Origin of the sequence: Streptomyces sp. NPDC058008 (assembly GCF_042886395.1) — a bacterium.
Taxonomy (GTDB): Bacteria; Actinomycetota; Actinomycetes; order Streptomycetales; family Streptomycetaceae; genus Streptomyces.
In genome coordinates, this window is record NZ_JBHVQX010000002.1 from 222,452 (window position 1) to 239,149 (window position 16,698).

A 16,698-nucleotide genomic window follows, 5' to 3' on the forward strand; every position below is an offset into this window, starting at 1 on the left:
CAGAGAACACGAGGAGCAGCAAGGTGTTCAATGACATAGGCGCACTCGAGCTGCTGACGCTCGTGGTTCTCGCCGTGCTCGTATTCGGCCCGGAGAAGCTGCCGAAGGTCATCCAGGACGTCACGCGCACCATCCGCAAGATCCGTGAGTTCTCGGACAGCGCCAAGGAAGACATCCGCTCGGAGCTCGGGCCCCAGTTCAAGGACTTCGAGTTCGAGGACCTCAACCCCAAGACGTTCGTCCGCAAGCAGCTCATGGACGGCAACGACGACCTGGGGCTCAAGGAGATCCGCGAGAGCTTCGACCTGCGCAAGGAGATGGCCGAGGTCACCGACGCGGTGAACGGCCGCGAGACCGCCCCGTCCACCGGCACCGTGGCGGCGGCGGCATCCGGTGCCGCGGCCACGCCGGACCTCCTCAAGAAGCCCGCGCAGCCGGTCAAGGACGAGCGCCCGCCCTTCGACGCAGACGCCACCTGAGACCCGTCAATCCCGACTCGTCCGGACGGTATCGCTATTCTCCATCTGTCCGGTTGCGAGGTTGCCCATGCCCACGGGGGGAGGGCCGCTCCGGATCAGCGGAAGATCGAGGAGGCGGCCGGACAGATGGAGACGACGAGTCGGGCAGGGGCGGACGATGCCCCCGGCGCGGACACCGCGGAGGGGCTGCCGGCGACCCGGCGTACTGTCGACGGCTATCTCAAGGCGCCGTTCCCCTGGTACGGACTGGACGCGGCCTTCACCGGGCAGCGCTGGCTGATGCACGTCACCGCCGCGGCGGACGACACGGTGCAGCACGGTTCCACCGGGCACGGCGAGGAACCCGTCGTACGGGCCGACGCCGGGGCGGAGAAGGCGCGCTTCGCGGTGGTCGTGACCGTGGGCAGCAGCCCCGTGCGGAACAGCGACGACGGTACGGGGGTCCTGGACGCCACCACCGTCTCGTCGGCGGCCTGGCTGGCGGGCTCCGGCCTGCTGGACTGCACCTGGCCCCCGCAGATGGACCACACCCTGCGCGGCGAATGGCTGAACCAGCAGACCGAAACGGCGTTCGAGCTGGCGGACGAGCTGGACCAGGCACCCTGGTCGACGCTGTCCCTTCCGGTGGACGGCGTACCGGTGGACTTCCACTACCGGGAGTCCGAGTTCGGCTGGGTGCTCGCGGGATCGGCCCCTGAAGGGGTCCACATCGGCGCGTACGGGCGCGGGATGAGCGCCTACGGTCTGGGATTCGCCGTGATCGGCGACATCGCCTCGTACGAGGCCTGAGCGACGCGCGTACGGGTGGGGGCGGCCTCGTCAGGAGGCCGCCCCCACCCGTACGGCGATCAGAACTTGTTGCGCGGGGTGAGCCCCAACGACATGCCGGACAGGCCGCGCTGACGGCCGCTCAGCTTCTCCGCGATGGACCGCAGCGCCGAACCCGCGGGTGAGTCGGGGTCGGACAGGACGACGGGCTTGCCCTCGTCGCCGCCCTCACGCAGCCGTACGTCGATCGGGATGGACCCGAGCACCGGAACCTCGGCGCCGACCGTCCGCGTCAGCCCGTCGGCGACCCGCTGCCCGCCGCCCGAACCGAACACGTCGACCATCTCGTCGCAGTGCGGGCACGGCATGCCCGACATGTTCTCGACGACGCCGACGATCTTCTGGTGGGTCTGCACGGCGATGGACCCGGCCCGCTCGGCCACCTCGGCGGCGGCCTGCTGCGGGGTCGTGACGACCAGGATCTCGGCGTTCGGGACGAGCTGCGCCACGGAGATGGCGATGTCGCCGGTGCCCGGGGGCAGGTCGAGCAGCAGGACGTCCAGGTCGCCCCAGTACACGTCGGCGAGGAACTGCTGGAGCGCCCGGTGCAGCATGGGCCCGCGCCACACCACGGGGGTGTTGCCCGGGGTGAACATGCCGATGGAGATCACCTTCACGCCGTGCGAGGACGGCGGCATGATCATGTTCTCGACCTGGGTGGGCTTGCCGTCCGCGCCGAGCATCCGGGGCACGCTGTGGCCGTAGATGTCCGCGTCGACCACGCCGACCTTGAGCCCGTCGGCGGCCATCGCCGCGGCGAGGTTCACCGTCACGGACGACTTGCCGACGCCGCCCTTGCCGGACGCGACCGCGTAGACGCGGGTCAGCGAGCCGGGCTTGGCGAACGGCACCTCGCGCTCCGCCGTGCCGCCGCGCAGCGAGGAGGCGAGCTCCTTGCGCTGCTCGTCGCTCATCACGTCGAGCGTGACCTCGACCCGCGACACGCCCTCGACACGGGCCACCGCGTCGGTCACGTTCGTGGTGATCGTCTCGCGCATCGGGCAGCCGGAAACCGTGAGATACACGGTGACAGCGACTACACCGTCAGGATCGATCTCGACCGACTTCACCATGCCCAGCTCGGTGATCGGTCGGTGGATCTCCGGGTCGTTCACTGTCGCCAGCGCTTCGCGCACCGCGTCTTCCGTAGCCATACCGACGATGGTACGGCGCGGACACCTACGGGCGGGTGGCCCCTCCGCGGTCGCCTTCGTCACTCTCCGCGGGCAGGAGTACCCGGCGCTCCTCCATGTCCTTGACCATGGCCTCCAGCTCCGAGCGGATCCAGTCCCGGGTGGCGACCTCGCCGAGGCCCATCCGGAGTGCGGCGATCTCCCGGCTGAGGAACTCGGTGTCCGCGATCGAGCGCTCGTTCTGCTTGCGGTCCTGCTCGTGGGTGACCCGGTCGCGGTCGTCCTGCCGGTTCTGCGCGAGGAGGATCAGCGGGGCCGCGTAGGAGGCCTGGAGGGACAGCATCAGGGTCAGGAAGATGAAGGGGTACTCGTCGAACCGCAGCCCCGTCGGCGCGTAGATGTTCCAGACCACCCAGACGATGATGATCAGCGTCATCCAGACGATGAACCGCCCCGTGCCCAGGAAACGGGCGATGCGCTCGGAGAACCGGCCGAACGCCTCCGGGTCGTACTCCGGCAGCAGGCGGCGCCGCGGTGCCTTCGGGAGGTCGAGCCGGGGGCGCGGCGGGCGCACGATGCCCGACGCGCCCGTCGCCCCTGCCCTCGAACGGTCCTCAGCGGCCACCGGTGATCCCCTCCTCGCCCTGGAAGTCGTTCTCGCGCCAGTCCTCGGGGAGCAGGTGGTCCAGCACGTCGTCGACGGTCACCGCGCCCAGCAGCGATCCGCTCTCGTCCACCACGGGCACCGAGACCAGGTTGTACGCGGCCAGGTAGCTGGTCACCTCGGGCAGCGGGGTGTCCGGCGCCAGGGGCACGAGATCGCTGTCGACGATGGAGCTGACCAGGGTGAACGGGGGATCCCGCAGCAGCCGCTGGAAGTGAACGGTGCCCAGGTACTTGCCGGTGGGGGTCTCGTCGGGCGACCGGCAGACGTAGACCTGGGCGGCCAGCGCGGGGGAGAGGTCCTGCTGCCGGACCCGGGCCAGCGCGTCCGCGACCGTGGCGTCGGGGCGCAGGATGATCGGCTCCGTCGTCATCAGCCCGCCCGCGGTCCGCTCCTCGTACGACATGAGGCGCCGTACGTCGGCCGCGTCGTCCGGCCGCATCAGGGCCAGCAGCCGTTCCTTGTCGGCCTCCGGCAGCTCCGAGAGCAGGTCGGCCGCGTCGTCCGGGTCCATCGCCTCCAGGACGTCCGCGGCGCGGTCCTCCTTCAGCTTCCCCAGGATCTCCACCTGGTCGTCACCGGGCAGCTCCTCCAGGACGTCCGCGAGCCGGTCGTCGTCGAGGGCCGCGGCGACCTCGGCGCGGCGCTTGGGCGTCAGGTGGTGCATGGCGTTGGCGACGTCGGTGGGGCGCAGCCGCTCGAAGGTCGCCACCAGGCTCTCGGCGCCCTGCCCGTGCTCCTCCAGCGAGAAGCCGCTGATCGCCGACCACTCCACGGTCAGCGTCTCGCCCTTGCGCCGCAGCGCCCCGCCCCGCCCCTTGCGTACGAAGAACTTGTCGATCTCCCAGTCGCGGCGGGCCGGGAGCTGCTGGATGGCGACGTCGAGGACGGTCACCTCCTCGTCGGACTCCACGAGGCGCACCCGCCGGTCAAGGAACTCGCCCAGGACGAGCCGCTCGGTCGGGCGCTGCTCGAAGCGCCGCATGTTGACGACGCCGGTGGTGATGACCTGTCCCGACTCGACCCCCGTCACCCGGGTCATCGGGACGAAGATGCGCCGCCTGCTCACGACCTCGACGACCATGCCCAGCAGCCGCGGCGGTCTGCCGCCCACCCGGAGCATCGCCACCAGGTCGCGGACCCGGCCCACCTGGTCGCCGTTCGGGTCGAACACCGGTACGCCGGCGAGGTGCGAGACGAAGACCCTGGGAGTGCCTGCGGCCATCCTGTGCGCCTCCCTCTGTCCCCCGCGTCCTCCTTTGCCGTGATCAGGCTAGCCCGTACCGGTCCGGGCCGCCCTGGCGGACCGTCCGTACGGAGCTCTGCCGAATGGCGTACGCGTCACGGGTACGCTGCCGTCTGCCAGCCCCCGACACACAGATGAGAGGCAGTGCGCCCGTGACCTCTTCCGCTCCGGCCGCCCGTACCCGCCGCCGGACCGTATCCGCCGTGGTGCTCTGCGCGGGACTGACCGTGGCGCTCACGGCCTGCGCCGGCGAGGACCCGGACGAGGGGACCAACGGCGTCGGCAAGCTGACGGCGGCGCAGATCGACAAGAAGGCGCGCGCGGCGGCCGATGCGGCGGACGCCGTGCGCCTGACGGGCACGCTGGTCGGCAAGGGCGGCACGTACACCCTGAACATGCAGCTCAGCAGCAAGGGCGGCACCGGGTCGGTCACCTCGAAGCAGAACACCTTCGCCCTGCTGCGCATCGGTGACGAACTCTTCCTCAAGGCCGACGCGGGCTTCTGGAAGCACGAGGAGAGCGACGACGGGAGCGAGCAGGCCGCCGACAAGCTCGACGGGAAGTTCGTCAAGGTCCCCGAGGACGACCCCACCTACCGGCAGATGCGGGGGTTCACGGAGATGGACACGCTCCTGGACGGGGTGCTCGCCCTGCACGGAATGGTCAACAAGGGGGACCGGGACACGATCGGCGGGGTGCGCACCGTGCAGATCGCGGGCGGAAAGGGTGAGGGAGGCGTACTGGACGTCTCCCTCCAGGGCACCCCGTACCCGCTGCGGGTGGCCCGCGGCGGGGGCGGCGGCAGCGTCACCCTCGCGGACTGGGGCAAGAGCTTCGCCCTGGAGGCACCGGCCGAGGACGAGACCGTCGACTACGGCGGCGAGCTGCCCAAGTCCTCCAGCTGACGGGCGCTCCGGAGCGGGCAGCCCGTCGGCCCGTCGTCCGGGTGGGCCGGCCGGCCGGCCCACCCGGGGCCGAGGTGCCGTCAGCGCTTGTCGCGGCGCTTCAGCAGCAGCCGGGGGAGTGCGCCGGGCGCCGTCTCCCGGGTGGTCGCGCCGGTGGGCAGCGGGCGGGCCGACAGCGGGCCGTCCGGGTGCGCGGTGCTGGAGGCGCCGGGCGTCAGCCGCAGGACCCGGCACTCGCGCGCCCAACGCTCCGTCATCAGCTCGGCGTCCGGGGCGTTCAGCCGCTTGCCCCTGAGCTCGCCGACCGCCGCCTCCCACTCCTCGGAGTGCGGCTCCAGCACGGTGACTGCGGCCGTCCAGGCCACGAGCCTGCCGCCCTTGTCCTTGCTGCGTACGGTCACCTCGGCGGCCGTACCGGTGTCCAGCCCGGCCGGGAGGGGCTGCTCCCCGGGGCCGTCCCCGACGAGCACGGCCGCGCCCTCGTGCCACACGTGCCACAGCGCGCGCGAGGGGCCCGTGCCCCGCACCCAGATCAGGCCGGACTTCTTGGTGGCCTCCTCGACGAGAGCCCGGGCCAGCAACACGTCAGCAGCAGTCATGCCCGAACTCTATGGGGTCCCGTGCCCGGGGCGGGCAGGTGCGCGTGCCCCGGGCCGCAGGCCCTCAGAGCCAGCCGTTGCGCTTGAGGGTGCGGTGGATGGAGAAGCAGACGACGCCGATGAGCGCCAGCACCATCGGATAGCCGTAGGTCCACCGCAGTTCGGGCATGTGCTTGAAGTTCATGCCGTAGACCCCGCAGATCATCGTCGGCACGGCGATGATCGCCGCCCAGGACGTGATCTTCCGCATGTCCTCGTTCTGTGTGACGGTCGCCTGCGCCAGGTTGGCCTGGAGGATCGAGTTGAGCAGCTCGTCGAAGCCGATGACCTCCTCGTGCACCCGCGCGAGGTGGTCGGCCACGTCGCGGAAGTACTTCTGGATGTCGGGGTCGATCAGCCGCATCGGCCGCTCGCTCAGCAGCTGCATCGGCCGCAGCAGCGGTGACACGGCCCGCTTGAACTCCAGCACCTCGCGCTTCAGCTGGTAGATGCGGCCCGCGTCCGAGCCGCGCCTGCTGCCCTTCGCCGGGGTGGAGAAGACCCCGATCTCCACCTCGTCGATGTCGTCCTGCACCGAGGCAGCCACCGCGATGTAGCCGTCGACGACGTGGTCGGCGATGGAGTGCAGCACGGCGGAGGGACCCTTGGAGAGCAGCTCGGGGTCCTCCTGGAGGCGGTGGCGCAGGGCGCGCAGCGAACCCTGTCCGCCGTGCCGGACGGTGATCACGAAGTCCCGCCCGGTGAAGCACATCACCTCACCGGTCTCGACGACCTCGCTGGTCGCGGTCAGCTCGGCGTGCTCGACGTAGTGGATCGTCTTGAAGACGGTGAAGAGCGTGTCGTCGTACCGTTCGAGCTTGGGGCGCTGGTGGGCGTGGACCGCGTCCTCGACGGCGAGCGGGTGGAGGCCGAACTCCCTTGCGATACCGGCGAATTCCTCCTCGGTCGGCTCGTGCAGGCCGATCCAGGCGAAGCCGCCCTCCTCACGCACGCGCAGCATCGCCTCGCGCGGCGTCAGGCAGGAGGCCTCGGTGATCCGGCGCCCGTCCCGGTAGACGGCGCAGTCGACGACGGCGCTGGAGGCGGAGGGGTCGCGGGTGGCGTCGTAGCTGTTGTACGGGGTGTTGCTCTTGCGCTGGGACGGGCGCACGGCGGCGCGCAGGTCACGGATCATCGACATGGCTGGCTCCTCTTCACGGAGGGCCGTCGGCGGGCACGTGGAACAGCCCGGAATGGGGACGTGCGCTCACGTCCGCAAAGCGGGCGGCACCGCGCGGGCACGATGACGGCGTTCGCTACAGACAGGCAAAAACGAGGGGCTCTTCCGGTGCGCGAACTACCGTGCTGACGTCCGGGAAGGGTGTCAGGACACAGAAGGAAGGCGTCGTGCGGAAGGGCGGTTGGTACTGCACGGTCGACTTGGATCCACCGCAGCCCCACCTCCTCCGGCCGGTCCCCCGTGGGGGATCACGTGTTCTCGGGACTGAGAGCGACGCTTCTGCGTGCTGTCCCGACCGACGCCTCAGGCTATCAGCCAGGTGAGGAGCCAATCCCTTCCTTTGCCCGTTCCGCACGCGTTCTATGCTCGCGGCATGGGAGAAATTCTTGATCTGGTCGAGGCCCGGCTCCGTACGGCGCTGGGGGAGCCGGACGCCCGCGCCGGGGTGACGTTCCTCGGCACGGACCGTATCGAGGTGCTCCGCTTCATCGACGGGGACGTGGTGCGCTACGCCACCCTGGGCATGTCCGCCCAGCCGATGGCCGACCCCGCCTCCCCCCTCGCCGACCCCGTGAAGGGACCCCGCGCCGAACTGGTCCTGTCCGTGCGGCTGGGACTCGCCGACACCGACCAGGTGCTGCGGCCCCTGGCGGTGCTGGCGGCGTCACCGCAGGTCGAGGGGGTGATCGTGGCTCCGGGGGCGTCGCTGGACCTCGGGCAGCCGCTCTGGACCGGGGCCCCCTTCGACTCCGTCCTGGTCGCCGAGCCGGGCGGCCTGGTCGAGGACCTGGAGCTGGACGCGCCGATGGAACCGGTGTGCTTCCTCCCGCTGCTGCCGATGACGCGCAACGAGGCCGCCTGGAAGCGTGTCAGGGGGGCGCAGGAGCTCCAGGAGCGCTGGCTCTCGCAGGGGACGGACCTGCGCGATCCGCTGCGGGCGTCCGTGGCGCTGGACTGACCCCCGCCCCGACCGGGAAGCACGGCCGTGGGCGGGGTCCGGAAGGGAAGCCGGTCAGTCGGCGAAGGCCGTGACGCCGTCCTCGGTGGCGTGGCGCGGTCCCAGCTCCTCGGCCTCGTGGGTCAGCGCCGCCCGCCGGACGAGGACGACCGCGGCGCCGACGAGGGCCGCGACGGCCGCGACCACGAACGGGGTGTGGAGGTCGCTCCACTCCTCGATCTTCGGCGCGAGGTAGGGCGCCGCGGCGGCCGCGAACCAGCGGACGAAGTTGTAACCGGCGCTCGCCACCGGGCGTGGCGCGTCCGAGACGCCCAGGGCCAGCTCGGTGTAGACGGTGTTGTTCATGCCGATGAAGGCCCCCGAGACCACGGTGCAGACGATGGCCGTCGTGTGGTTTCCGTACCCGAGGACCACCAGGTCCGCCGCGAGCAGCACCAGGGAGCCGCCGACCACCTTCAGCGAGCCGAAGCGCCGTTGCAGCCGCGGGGCGACGAGCACCGAGAAGACGGCGAGCAGCAGGCCCCAGGCGAAGAACACCGCGCCCGACCGGTAGGGCGACATGTCGAGCACGAACGGGGTGAAGGCCAGGATGGTGAAGAACGCGTAGTTGTAGAAGAACGCCGATGTCGCGACCGAGGCCAGTCCGCCGTGGCCGAGCGCCCTGAGGGGGTCGAGCAGGGAGGTCTTCCCGGCCGGCCGGGGCTGTTCCTTGAGGAACGCGGTGATGCACAGGAACCCGATCGCCATCAGGACGGCGGTGCCGAAGAACGGGTAGCGCCAGCTGGCGTCGCCGAGCAGGGCGCCGACCAGCGGCCCGCACGCCATGCCGAGGCCGAGCGCCGACTCGTACAGCAGGATCGCCGCCGCGCTGCCGCCGGCCGCCGCGCCGACGATCACCGCGAGGGCGGTGGACACGAACAGGGCGTTGCCCAGCCCCCAGCCGGCCCGGAAGCCGACCAGCCCGGCGACGGACGAGGACGTGCCGGAGAGCGCGGCGAAGACGACGACCAGCGCGAGACCGGCGAGCAGGGTCCTGCGTCCGCCGATGCGGCTGGAGACGAAACCGGTCACGAGCATCGCGACCGCGGTGATCAGGAAGTACGAGGTGAACAGCAGGGACACCTGGCTGGGCGTGGCCTCGAGGCCCTTGGCGATGGACGGCAGGATCGGGTCCACCAGCCCGATCCCCATGAAGGCCACGACCGAGGCGCCCGCCGTGGCCCAGACGGCCTTCGGCTGACGCAGGATGCTGGCCGCCCCTTCGTCGAACGGATCCTCTCCCCGCATGGTTCCTCGCTCTCCACTGGGTCGTTGCGTTATACAAAGAATAAGTTAGACATTCTAATAAGTGCAAGCTGCATCTAACTTTGCCGGTGGGAGCCTCGCTGCGGACGGGTGATCGTCCTTGACGCGGCGACGGCCGAAGAGGACCGTTGGGCGGTATGAGGGGCGAACCCAGTTGCCCGAAGTGCGGTGGCCGGGTCAGGGCGCCCGGCCTCTTCGCCGATGCCTGGCAGTGCTCCGCGCACGGCCAGGTGCACCCCATGCAGCCGGTCGTCCCGCCCAGCGTCGAGGCGCTGGGCGTGGTGGTGCACCGGGCCCAGGTGCCGGTGTGGATGCCCTGGCCGCTCCCCGTGGGCTGGCTCTTCACGGGCGCGGCCTACGCGGGCGACGACCGCAGCGGCGGCCGGGCGACCGCCGTCGCGTGCTCGGGGCCCGGACCGCTCGGAGGCATGGGCGAGCTGCTGCTCGTCGCCGAGGAACTCGGTGTCGGACTCGGCGCGCGCTACGCCGGTCTCGACGGCCCCGACCCCGGCTCAGGGCTGCGCGTCGACGACGCCCCCGACGCCAAGGTGCTCGCCGCCGGCCGCCCCACCCCGCTCTGGCACGTCAAGGACGCCCCCGGCGACCGTGCCGTCTTCGCGGGCGAGGCGCGTGGCCTGTGGCTCTGGGCGATCGTCTGGCCCGAACAGTCCGGGCTCCTGATGTACGACGAGCTGGTGCTGACCGACCTGCGCGACGCGGGCGGGGAGGTGGACCTCCTGCCGTGCGGAGCGCTCACCCCGCGGCTGATCGCACCGCCCTGACCCGGGCGCTTCACCGTGAGCGGGGCCGGGAGGGTGGCGCCCGGCGGTTATCCTTGAGCGTCCCCTGTCCGTCCACCAGCACCGGAGTACGCGTCGTGCGCATCGACCTGCACACCCACTCCACGGCTTCGGACGGTACGGACACCCCCGCGGAACTGGTGGCCAACGCCGCCGCCGCGGGCCTCGACGTCGTCGCCCTGACCGACCACGACACGGTCGGCGGCCACGCGGCAGCCCTGGCGGCCCTTCCCGAGGGCCTCACGCTCGTGACCGGCGCCGAGCTCTCCTGCCGCGTCGACGGCGTGGGCCTGCACATGCTGGCCTACCTCTTCGACCCGGCCGAGCCCGAACTGGCCCGTGAGCGCGAGCTCGTACGGGACGACCGGGTGCCGCGGGCGCGGGCCATGGTGGCCAAGCTCCAGGAGATGGGCGTTCCCCTCACCTGGGAGCGGGTCGCCCGGATCGCCGGGGACGGCTCCGTCGGCCGCCCGCACGTCGCCAGCGCGCTCGTGGAGCTCGGGGTCGTCGACACGGTCTCGGACGCCTTCACCTCGGCCTGGCTCGGCAACGGCGGGCGCGCGTACGCCGACAAGCACGAACTCGACCCGTTCGACGCGGTCCGGCTGGTCAAGGCCGCGGGCGGCGTCACCGTCCTCGCCCACCCGCTCGCCGTCAAGCGCGGCGCGGTGGTCCCCGAGGCCGTGATCGCGAAGCTGGCGGCCGCCGGCCTGGACGGCGTCGAGGTGGACCACATGGATCACGACGAGCCCACCAGGGCCCGCCTGCGGAGGCTCGCCGCCGACCTGGGGCTGCTGCCCACCGGGTCCAGCGACTACCACGGCAGCCGCAAGACCGTCCGGCTCGGGGAGTACACCACCGACCCCGAGATCTACGGCGAGATCACCCGGCGCGCCACGGGAGCGTTCCCCGTGCCGGGAGCCGGTGGACCGCTCCCCGCGTAACGGGGCCCTTCCCTCCTCCTCCCCTTCCCTCCGTCGCGTCCCCGCGCCCGGACGTCCTCCTGGCGTGCCGGCGCGCATCCTCCTGTTCGGCCCGCACTTCTCTCGCAAGGCTCACCGTGTTCGACATCGCTGTCTTCGGATCCCTCTTCCTCACCCTGTTCGTGATCATGGATCCGCCCGGAATCACCCCGATCTTCCTGGCCCTCACCGCGGGCCGCCCCGCCAAGGTGCAGCGCAGGATGGCCCTCCAGGCCGTCGCCGTCGCCTTCGGCGTGATCGCCGTCTTCGGCCTGCTCGGCCAGCAGATCCTCGACTACCTGCACGTCTCCGTGCCCGCGCTGATGATCGCGGGCGGGCTCCTCCTGCTGCTCATCGCGCTGGACCTGCTGACCGGCAAGACGGACGAGCCGACGCAGACCAAGGACGTCAACGTGGCGCTGGTGCCCCTCGGCATGCCGCTGCTCGCCGGACCCGGCGCGATCGTCTCGGTGATCCTCGCGGTGCAGAACGCCGACGGGACCGCCGGCCAGATCTCGGTCTGGTCCGCGATCGTCGCGATGCACCTCGTGCTCTGGGTGACCATGCGCTACTCGCTGCTGATCATCCGCGTGATCAAGGACGGCGGTGTGGTGCTGGTGACCCGGCTCGCCGGGATGATGCTCTCGGCCATCGCCGTGCAGCAGATCATCAACGGCGTCACCCAGGTCATCCAGAACTCCTGAGGCCGGGCCCCGGCCCCGGACACAACAGCGCCCCCGCGCGGAACTTCCGCGCGGGGGCGCCTCGTCATCTTCAGCTCGTCATCGGCTCGAAATCAGCGACACGAAGCGATACAAGGTGTTACGAAGCCGACGTGTCGGCCGGCCGGATGTAGATGCGCTGGCCCATCGAGGCGGCCTGCTGCACGATCCGGTTGACGGAGGCGGCGTCCACGACGGTGCTGTCCACGGCGGTACCGTCGACATCGTCGAGTCGCATGATCTCGAAGCGCATATGGCTTCCCTTCGTCTGATCCTCCTGCTGGAGAACTACTGGGAGGACGGGCTCACCGTCCACAAGGACGGGAGCGCAAGGCGTATGCGTCTCGCGCTCCACACGGGGTACAACGGCTTGCCCGCCGTAAACATTCCCTACGCTAAGGAAATTTTTTGGATGTCTAAGGACCCGTCGGTAATCAGCCATGTGCAGACAATGAGGACCGCATGAGTCACCCGGACACGCGGGCGGACGAGGAGCCGGGTATCCGCGAGCAGCTGGACCGCACCAACGAGCTGCTCCTGAGGGTGCTCGCCGAGGTGTCGAAGACCCCTTCCACCCACGCGATCTTCGTGGACGCGGGGTACGTCTACGCGGCGGCCGGGCTCCTCGTCACCGGCACCGAGGACCGCCGGTCCTTCGACCTGGACGCGGAAGGGCTGATCGAGGCCTTCATCGACAAGGCCCGCACGATCTTCGCGGACAGCAGGCTGCTGCGCGTGTACTGGTACGACGGGGCCAGGCGCCGGATCCACACCGTCGAGCAGCAGTCCATCGCCGAACTCCCCGACGTCAAGGTCAGGCTCGGCAACCTCAACGCCAACAACCAGCAGAAGGGGGTCGACTCGCTCATCCGCAGCGATCTGGAGTCGCTCGCCCGGCACCGCGCCATCAGCGACGCGGCCCTCGTCGGGGGCGACGAGGACCTGGTCTCGGCCGTCGAGGCCGCCCAGGGCTACGGCGCCCGCGTCCACCTCTGGGGCATCGAGGCGGGCGAGGGCCGCAACCAGGCGGAGCCGCTGCTGTGGGAGGTCGACAGCCAGCGCACCTTCGACCTCGACTTCTGCCGCCCCTACGTCACCCGGCGCCCCGTCACGATGTACGACGACGACAGCCCGGCCCCCTCACGCGAGGACGTCCGCTTCGTCGGCGCCCGGATCGCCGCCGGCTGGCTCTCCTCGCGCGGCAGCGAGGCCCTCGCCGACCTGCTGCCCGGGCACCCCTACCTCCCCGGTGCGGTCGACCAGGACCTGCTCGTCGAGGCCGAACGGCTGCTCCAGCACTCGCTGCGCGGCCACGCCCATCTGCGCAGGGCGCTGCGCGACGGCTTCTGGCAGCACCTGCAGGCGCAGTACTGACGGATCCCCGGGCGCACCTGTGCGATCCCGTGCGCGAGGGTCAGGGCCGTCGCCGGAACCGCCGCACGGAACGCGCCCGCCGACCTCCCGCGGTGGGGCGCCCGGGGCGCGCGCCCCAGGTGCCGGCGGTGGGGTACGCGGCGCGTCCCGGCCCGGACGGTGGCGCACCGGCCGGGCCGGGCACAGGACGACCGGTGCGGGACCTGGACGACCGGCCGGTGCCCCTTCGCCGCCGAGGATCCGCTCCGGGCTCCCCAGGGCTCAGAGGCCGCTCCAGAACGCGACCAGGGCCGCCGCGGTCTCCACGGGCCTGGCCGTGTTGGGGGAGTGCTCGGCGCCCTCGATCACGGTGCGGCGGGCGCCCAGCCGCCGGGCCATCCCGTTGAGCAGCGGCACCGGCCAGACGTCGTCGGTGGCGCCCGAGACCACGTGCACGGGCAGGGACAGCGCGGCGAGCTCGGCCACCCGGTCCGGCTCCGACGACAGCTGCGCCCCGGTGGCGATCAGCTGGGCCGGGTCGTGGCGGAGCCAGCGGCGGCGCAGATCCTCGCCGTCGCCCGTGTCCGCGTCCTCCGGCGGGTCCATCGCCCGCATCATCTGCCAGACCTCGGCCATGCTCCACCGGCCGAGCGCGTCGCTGAGCAGCCGGGCCTTCTTCTGCTGGGCCGGGTCGATCTCGGCGGGACCGGACGACATCAGGGTCAGCGAACGGAACGGCGCGTCGTCCAGCAGCACCGCCGCACGGGCGATCTGCCCGCCCAGGGAGTGCCCGAGCAGATGGATGCCGCCGGACGGCGGAACGCCGTCGACGGCCGCGGCCTGCGCCAGCACGTCACGGGCCAGCTCGGCCTGGGCGTACGCCTCCTGACGGCCCGTGCCCCCGGTCTCGTACTGCCCCCGGCCGTCGACGGACAGCACCCGGAACCCGGCCTCGGCCAGGGGTTCGAGCAGTGCGATGAAGTCCTCCTTGCTGCCCGTGTACCCGGGCAGCAGAAGGGCGGTGGAGTGCGCACCGGCGGACGGCACGGCGTCCAGCACGGCGAAGTCCCCGCGCTCGGTACGCAGTACGCGGGCACGGGCACAGGGGGGCGGGGTGAAGGTGGGCGGCCGGCTCATGGGGCCGAGCGTATCGCCGGGTGCCCGGACATGCCCGGGCAGGCGTACGGCCCCGGCCCCCGCAGTGCGGGAACCGGGGCCGTACGGAGGTGAGCGCGGCCGAGGATCAGCCCTCGGTCGTCTCGGCGGCGGCGGCCGTCGCGCGGGAACGGCGCCTGCGCGGCTTCGCGGGAGCCGCCTCGTCCGCCACGGCCTCGGTCACCGCGACGGTCTCCGCCTTCTCGGCGGCACGCGGCCGGCGGCGGCGCGGCTTGGTCTCCGCCACGTCCTCCGCGACGGCCGTGGCCGTGGTGGCCACCGCCTCGGCCTTCGGCTTGGCGGCGGGGCGGGTGCGGCGGCGCGGCTTCGTCTCCGACACGGGCTCGGAGACCGGCGCGATCTGGAAGTCGACCTCGTCGGCCGGCTTCACGACCCGGGTGCGGCGGCGCGGCTTGGTCGCCACGGGCTCCGCGACCGGTGCGGCGACGGCCACGGTCTGGAAGTCGACGACGGGCTCGGCCGCGGGGGCCTGTGCGACGGCCGGCTTCGTGACGGCGGCACGCGTACGGCGCCGGCGGGGCTTCGCCTCGGCGTCGGGCTCGGCCACCGGCTCCACGGCCGGGGTCTCCACCACGGCCACCGCTGCCTCGGTCACGGCCTCCGGGGCGACGGCGCGCGCCCGGCGGCGCCGGCGCGGGGTGCGCGCCTCCGGCGTGTCCTCACCGGGCGCCTCGGCGGCGGGTGCGGGCACCGTGGCGGCGGCGGTCTCGTCGAGGGTGCTGCCACCACGGGTGCGACGGCGCTGGCGCGGCGTGCGCGGCGCCCGCTCCTCGCGAGGGGCGGGGGCGGGGGCGGAGGGGGCGGACCTGCGGCCGCGGCCGCCGGTCTCGCCGAGGTCCTCGATCTCCTCCGCCCGCAGACCCGCGCGGGTCCGCTCGGTACGCGGCAGGACACCCTTGGTGCCGGCCGGGATGCCGAGGTCCTCGTACAGGTGCGGAGACGTGGAGTACGTCTCGGCCGGGTCCGGGAACTTCAGGTCCAGCGCCTTGTTGATCAGCTGCCAGCGCGGGATGTCGTCCCAGTCGACCAGGGTGATCGCGATGCCCTTGGCACCCGCGCGGCCGGTGCGGCCGATGCGGTGGAGGTAGGTCTTCTCGTCCTCCGGCGACTGGTAGTTGATGACGTGGGTCACACCCTCGACGTCGATGCCGCGCGCGGCGACATCCGTGCAGACGAGGACGTCGACCTTGCCGTTGCGGAAGGCGCGCAGCGCCTGCTCGCGGGCGCCCTGGCCGAGGTCGCCGTGGACCGCGCCGGACGCGAAGCCGCGCTTCTCCAGCTGCTCCGCGATGTCGGCGGCGGTGCGCTTGGTACGGCAGAAGATCATCGCGAGTCCGCGGCCCTCGGCCTGAAGGATGCGCGAGACCATCTCGGGCTTGTCCATCGAGTGGGCGCGGTAGACGTACTGCGCCGTGTTCTTGACGGTCGTGCCCTCGTCGTCGGGTGAGGTGGCGTTGATGTGCGTCGGCTGCGACATGTAGCGGCGGGCGAGGCTGATGACGGCACCGGGCATGGTGGCCGAGAACAGCATCGTCTGGCGCTTCGGCGGCAGCATGGTGATGATGCGCTCGACGTCGGGCAGGAAGCCCAGGTCCAGCATCTCGTCGGCCTCGTCCAGGACGAGGACGCGGATGTGCGAGAGGTCGAGCTTGCGCTGGCCCGCCAGGTCGAGCAGCCGGCCCGGGGTGCCGACGACCACGTCGACGCCCTTCTTGAGGGCCTCGACCTGGGGCTCGTACGCCCGGCCGCCGTAGATCGCGAGAACGCGGACGTTACGGGCCTTGCCGGCGGTCAGCAGGTCGTTGGTGACCTGCTGGCACAGCTCGCGGGTGGGGACGACGATCAGGGCCTGCGGCGCGTCCGTCAGCTTCTCGGGAGCCGCGCGGCCCGCCTCGACGTCGGCCGGGACGGTCACCCGCTCCAGGAGCGGGAGACCGAAGCCCAGCGTCTTGCCGGTGCCGGTCTTGGCCTGGCCGATGACGTCGGAGCCGGAGAGCGCTACGGGGAGCGTCATCTCCTGGATGGGGAAGGGGGACGTGATGCCGACCGCCTCGAGGGCTTCGGCCGTCTCGGTAAGGATTCCGAGGTCGCGGAACGTAGTCAGGGTGCTGCCTCTTCTGTGAGACGCGGCCCGAGGCGAACGCTGGGGGTCGTACCGTGCCGGGGTTGGTCATCCGGCCGTGGATGGGCCGGGTGGCGCGGGACCACTGCCGTCGCTCGAGCGCTCGTGCCGCTGAGGGGGCCCCTCATCTGCGGTCGTACGTGGTGTACGCCCCGCGTGGAGGGCTGTCGGGTCGGAGCCGATCGGGCCACCGACCGGGCATCCTCATTCAAGGTCGCGCTCACGGC

Annotated in this window: 17 protein-coding genes; 8 read left to right on the plus strand and 9 right to left on the minus strand. The window is 71.8% G+C overall.

Annotated features, from left to right (window positions below):
* Positions 1–23: 23 nt before the first annotated feature.
* Both ACFVS9_RS02730 and ACFVS9_RS02735 read left to right on the plus strand, forming a co-directional pair.
* A complete protein-coding gene (locus tag ACFVS9_RS02730) occupies positions 24–479 on the plus strand; it encodes a sec-independent translocase (protein ID WP_389929633.1) in 456 nt (151 codons plus the stop codon).
* Positions 480–605: 126 nt separating this feature from the next.
* Positions 606–1,268 (plus strand): hypothetical protein, encoded by a 663-nt coding sequence (locus tag ACFVS9_RS02735; protein ID WP_389929635.1) that lies wholly within the window; start codon positions 606–608, stop codon positions 1,266–1,268.
* 59 nt (positions 1,269–1,327) lie between these two features.
* On the opposite strand, the gene ACFVS9_RS02740 is transcribed toward ACFVS9_RS02735, so the two are convergent.
* The 3 genes from ACFVS9_RS02740 to ACFVS9_RS02750 are packed head-to-tail and all read right to left on the minus strand — an operon-like array spanning position 1,328 to position 4,329.
* A complete protein-coding gene (locus ACFVS9_RS02740; RefSeq protein ID WP_383115932.1) occupies positions 1,328–2,461 on the minus strand; it encodes an Mrp/NBP35 family ATP-binding protein in 1,134 nt (377 codons plus the stop codon).
* Positions 2,462–2,486: 25 nt separating this feature from the next.
* The gene (locus ACFVS9_RS02745; RefSeq protein ID WP_383115933.1) at positions 2,487–3,065 is read right to left on the minus strand and encodes a DUF1003 domain-containing protein; all 579 of its coding nucleotides are present in this window, start codon (positions 3,063–3,065) and stop codon (positions 2,487–2,489) included.
* Complete coding sequence (locus tag ACFVS9_RS02750) at positions 3,055–4,329, minus strand: magnesium transporter MgtE N-terminal domain-containing protein (protein WP_383115934.1); 1,275 nt, start codon at positions 4,327–4,329, stop codon at positions 3,055–3,057. Before ACFVS9_RS02750 ends, ACFVS9_RS02745 begins: the two co-directional genes overlap by 11 nt.
* Positions 4,330–4,502: 173 nt before the next feature.
* Here ACFVS9_RS02750 and ACFVS9_RS02755 point away from each other — a divergent pair, with 173 nt between their 5' ends.
* Complete coding sequence (locus tag ACFVS9_RS02755; protein WP_389929638.1) at positions 4,503–5,255, plus strand: hypothetical protein; 753 nt, start codon at positions 4,503–4,505, stop codon at positions 5,253–5,255.
* An 80-nt stretch (positions 5,256–5,335) separates the two neighbouring features.
* Here the strand turns inward: ACFVS9_RS02755 and ACFVS9_RS02760 are convergent, their stop codons facing one another.
* Positions 5,336–5,854, minus strand: coding sequence for a hypothetical protein (locus ACFVS9_RS02760; protein ID WP_389929640.1), 519 nt, complete (start codon positions 5,852–5,854; stop codon positions 5,336–5,338).
* 64 nt (positions 5,855–5,918) lie between these two features.
* Complete coding sequence (locus ACFVS9_RS02765; protein ID WP_383115937.1) at positions 5,919–7,034, minus strand: magnesium and cobalt transport protein CorA; 1,116 nt, start codon at positions 7,032–7,034, stop codon at positions 5,919–5,921.
* Positions 7,035–7,446: 412 nt separating this feature from the next.
* Here ACFVS9_RS02765 and ACFVS9_RS02770 point away from each other — a divergent pair, with 412 nt between their 5' ends.
* A complete protein-coding gene (locus tag ACFVS9_RS02770; RefSeq protein WP_389929642.1) occupies positions 7,447–8,031 on the plus strand; it encodes a suppressor of fused domain protein in 585 nt (194 codons plus the stop codon).
* A 54-nt stretch (positions 8,032–8,085) separates the two neighbouring features.
* On the opposite strand, the gene ACFVS9_RS02775 is transcribed toward ACFVS9_RS02770, so the two are convergent.
* Positions 8,086–9,318 (minus strand): MFS transporter, encoded by a 1,233-nt coding sequence (locus ACFVS9_RS02775; RefSeq protein WP_383115939.1) that lies wholly within the window; start codon positions 9,316–9,318, stop codon positions 8,086–8,088.
* A 155-nt stretch (positions 9,319–9,473) separates the two neighbouring features.
* Between ACFVS9_RS02775 and ACFVS9_RS02780 the strand changes: the two genes are divergently transcribed.
* The 3 genes from ACFVS9_RS02780 (at position 9,474) to ACFVS9_RS02790 (ending at position 11,802) form a co-directional block, all read left to right on the plus strand.
* Positions 9,474–10,118 (plus strand): DUF6758 family protein, encoded by a 645-nt coding sequence (locus ACFVS9_RS02780; protein ID WP_383115940.1) that lies wholly within the window; start codon positions 9,474–9,476, stop codon positions 10,116–10,118.
* Between the two features lie 95 nt (positions 10,119–10,213).
* Complete coding sequence (locus ACFVS9_RS02785) at positions 10,214–11,080, plus strand: PHP domain-containing protein (RefSeq protein WP_383115941.1); 867 nt, start codon at positions 10,214–10,216, stop codon at positions 11,078–11,080.
* Positions 11,081–11,196: 116 nt separating this feature from the next.
* Positions 11,197–11,802, plus strand: coding sequence for a MarC family protein (locus ACFVS9_RS02790; protein WP_383115942.1), 606 nt, complete (start codon positions 11,197–11,199; stop codon positions 11,800–11,802).
* Positions 11,803–11,920: 118 nt separating this feature from the next.
* On the opposite strand, the gene ACFVS9_RS02795 is transcribed toward ACFVS9_RS02790, so the two are convergent.
* Positions 11,921–12,073: a hypothetical protein gene (locus ACFVS9_RS02795; protein WP_175420788.1), complete on the minus strand. Its 153-nt coding sequence runs from the start codon at positions 12,071–12,073 to the stop codon at positions 11,921–11,923.
* 209 nt (positions 12,074–12,282) lie between these two features.
* On the opposite strand from ACFVS9_RS02795, the gene ACFVS9_RS02800 reads away from it, so the two are divergent.
* Complete coding sequence (locus ACFVS9_RS02800; protein ID WP_383115943.1) at positions 12,283–13,194, plus strand: NYN domain-containing protein; 912 nt, start codon at positions 12,283–12,285, stop codon at positions 13,192–13,194.
* A 261-nt stretch (positions 13,195–13,455) separates the two neighbouring features.
* On the opposite strand, the gene ACFVS9_RS02805 is transcribed toward ACFVS9_RS02800, so the two are convergent.
* Positions 13,456–14,310, minus strand: coding sequence for an alpha/beta fold hydrolase (locus tag ACFVS9_RS02805; protein WP_389929646.1), 855 nt, complete (start codon positions 14,308–14,310; stop codon positions 13,456–13,458).
* A gap of 106 nt (positions 14,311–14,416) precedes the next feature.
* On the minus strand, positions 14,417–16,363 hold the full coding sequence (locus ACFVS9_RS02810) for a DEAD/DEAH box helicase (protein WP_389929648.1): 1,947 nt from the start codon (positions 16,361–16,363) through the stop codon (positions 14,417–14,419).
* Between the last annotated feature and the right edge of the window lie 335 nt (positions 16,364–16,698).

Excerpts from the sequence above, each read along its gene's own strand:
- ACFVS9_RS02760 (WP_389929640.1), bottom strand. The coding sequence starts at position 5,854 with ATGACTGCTGCTGACGTGTTGCTGGCCCGGGCTCTCGTCGAGGAGGCC.
- ACFVS9_RS02795 (WP_175420788.1), bottom strand. The coding sequence starts at position 12,073 with ATGCGCTTCGAGATCATGCGACTCGACGATGTCGACGGTACCGCCGTG.
- ACFVS9_RS02775 (WP_383115939.1), bottom strand. The coding sequence starts at position 9,318 with ATGCGGGGAGAGGATCCGTTCGACGAAGGGGCGGCCAGCATCCTGCGT.
- ACFVS9_RS02800 (WP_383115943.1), top strand. The coding sequence starts at position 12,283 with ATGAGTCACCCGGACACGCGGGCGGACGAGGAGCCGGGTATCCGCGAG.
- ACFVS9_RS02780 (WP_383115940.1), top strand. The coding sequence starts at position 9,474 with ATGAGGGGCGAACCCAGTTGCCCGAAGTGCGGTGGCCGGGTCAGGGCG.
- ACFVS9_RS02735 (WP_389929635.1), top strand. The coding sequence starts at position 606 with ATGGAGACGACGAGTCGGGCAGGGGCGGACGATGCCCCCGGCGCGGAC.
- ACFVS9_RS02740 (WP_383115932.1), bottom strand. The coding sequence starts at position 2,461 with ATGGCTACGGAAGACGCGGTGCGCGAAGCGCTGGCGACAGTGAACGAC.
- ACFVS9_RS02805 (WP_389929646.1), bottom strand. The coding sequence starts at position 14,310 with ATGAGCCGGCCGCCCACCTTCACCCCGCCCCCCTGTGCCCGTGCCCGC.
- ACFVS9_RS02750 (WP_383115934.1), bottom strand. The coding sequence starts at position 4,329 with ATGGCCGCAGGCACTCCCAGGGTCTTCGTCTCGCACCTCGCCGGCGTA.
- ACFVS9_RS02770 (WP_389929642.1), top strand. The coding sequence starts at position 7,447 with ATGGGAGAAATTCTTGATCTGGTCGAGGCCCGGCTCCGTACGGCGCTG.
- ACFVS9_RS02810 (WP_389929648.1), bottom strand. The coding sequence starts at position 16,363 with ATGACGCTCCCCGTAGCGCTCTCCGGCTCCGACGTCATCGGCCAGGCC.
- ACFVS9_RS02765 (WP_383115937.1), bottom strand. The coding sequence starts at position 7,034 with ATGTCGATGATCCGTGACCTGCGCGCCGCCGTGCGCCCGTCCCAGCGC.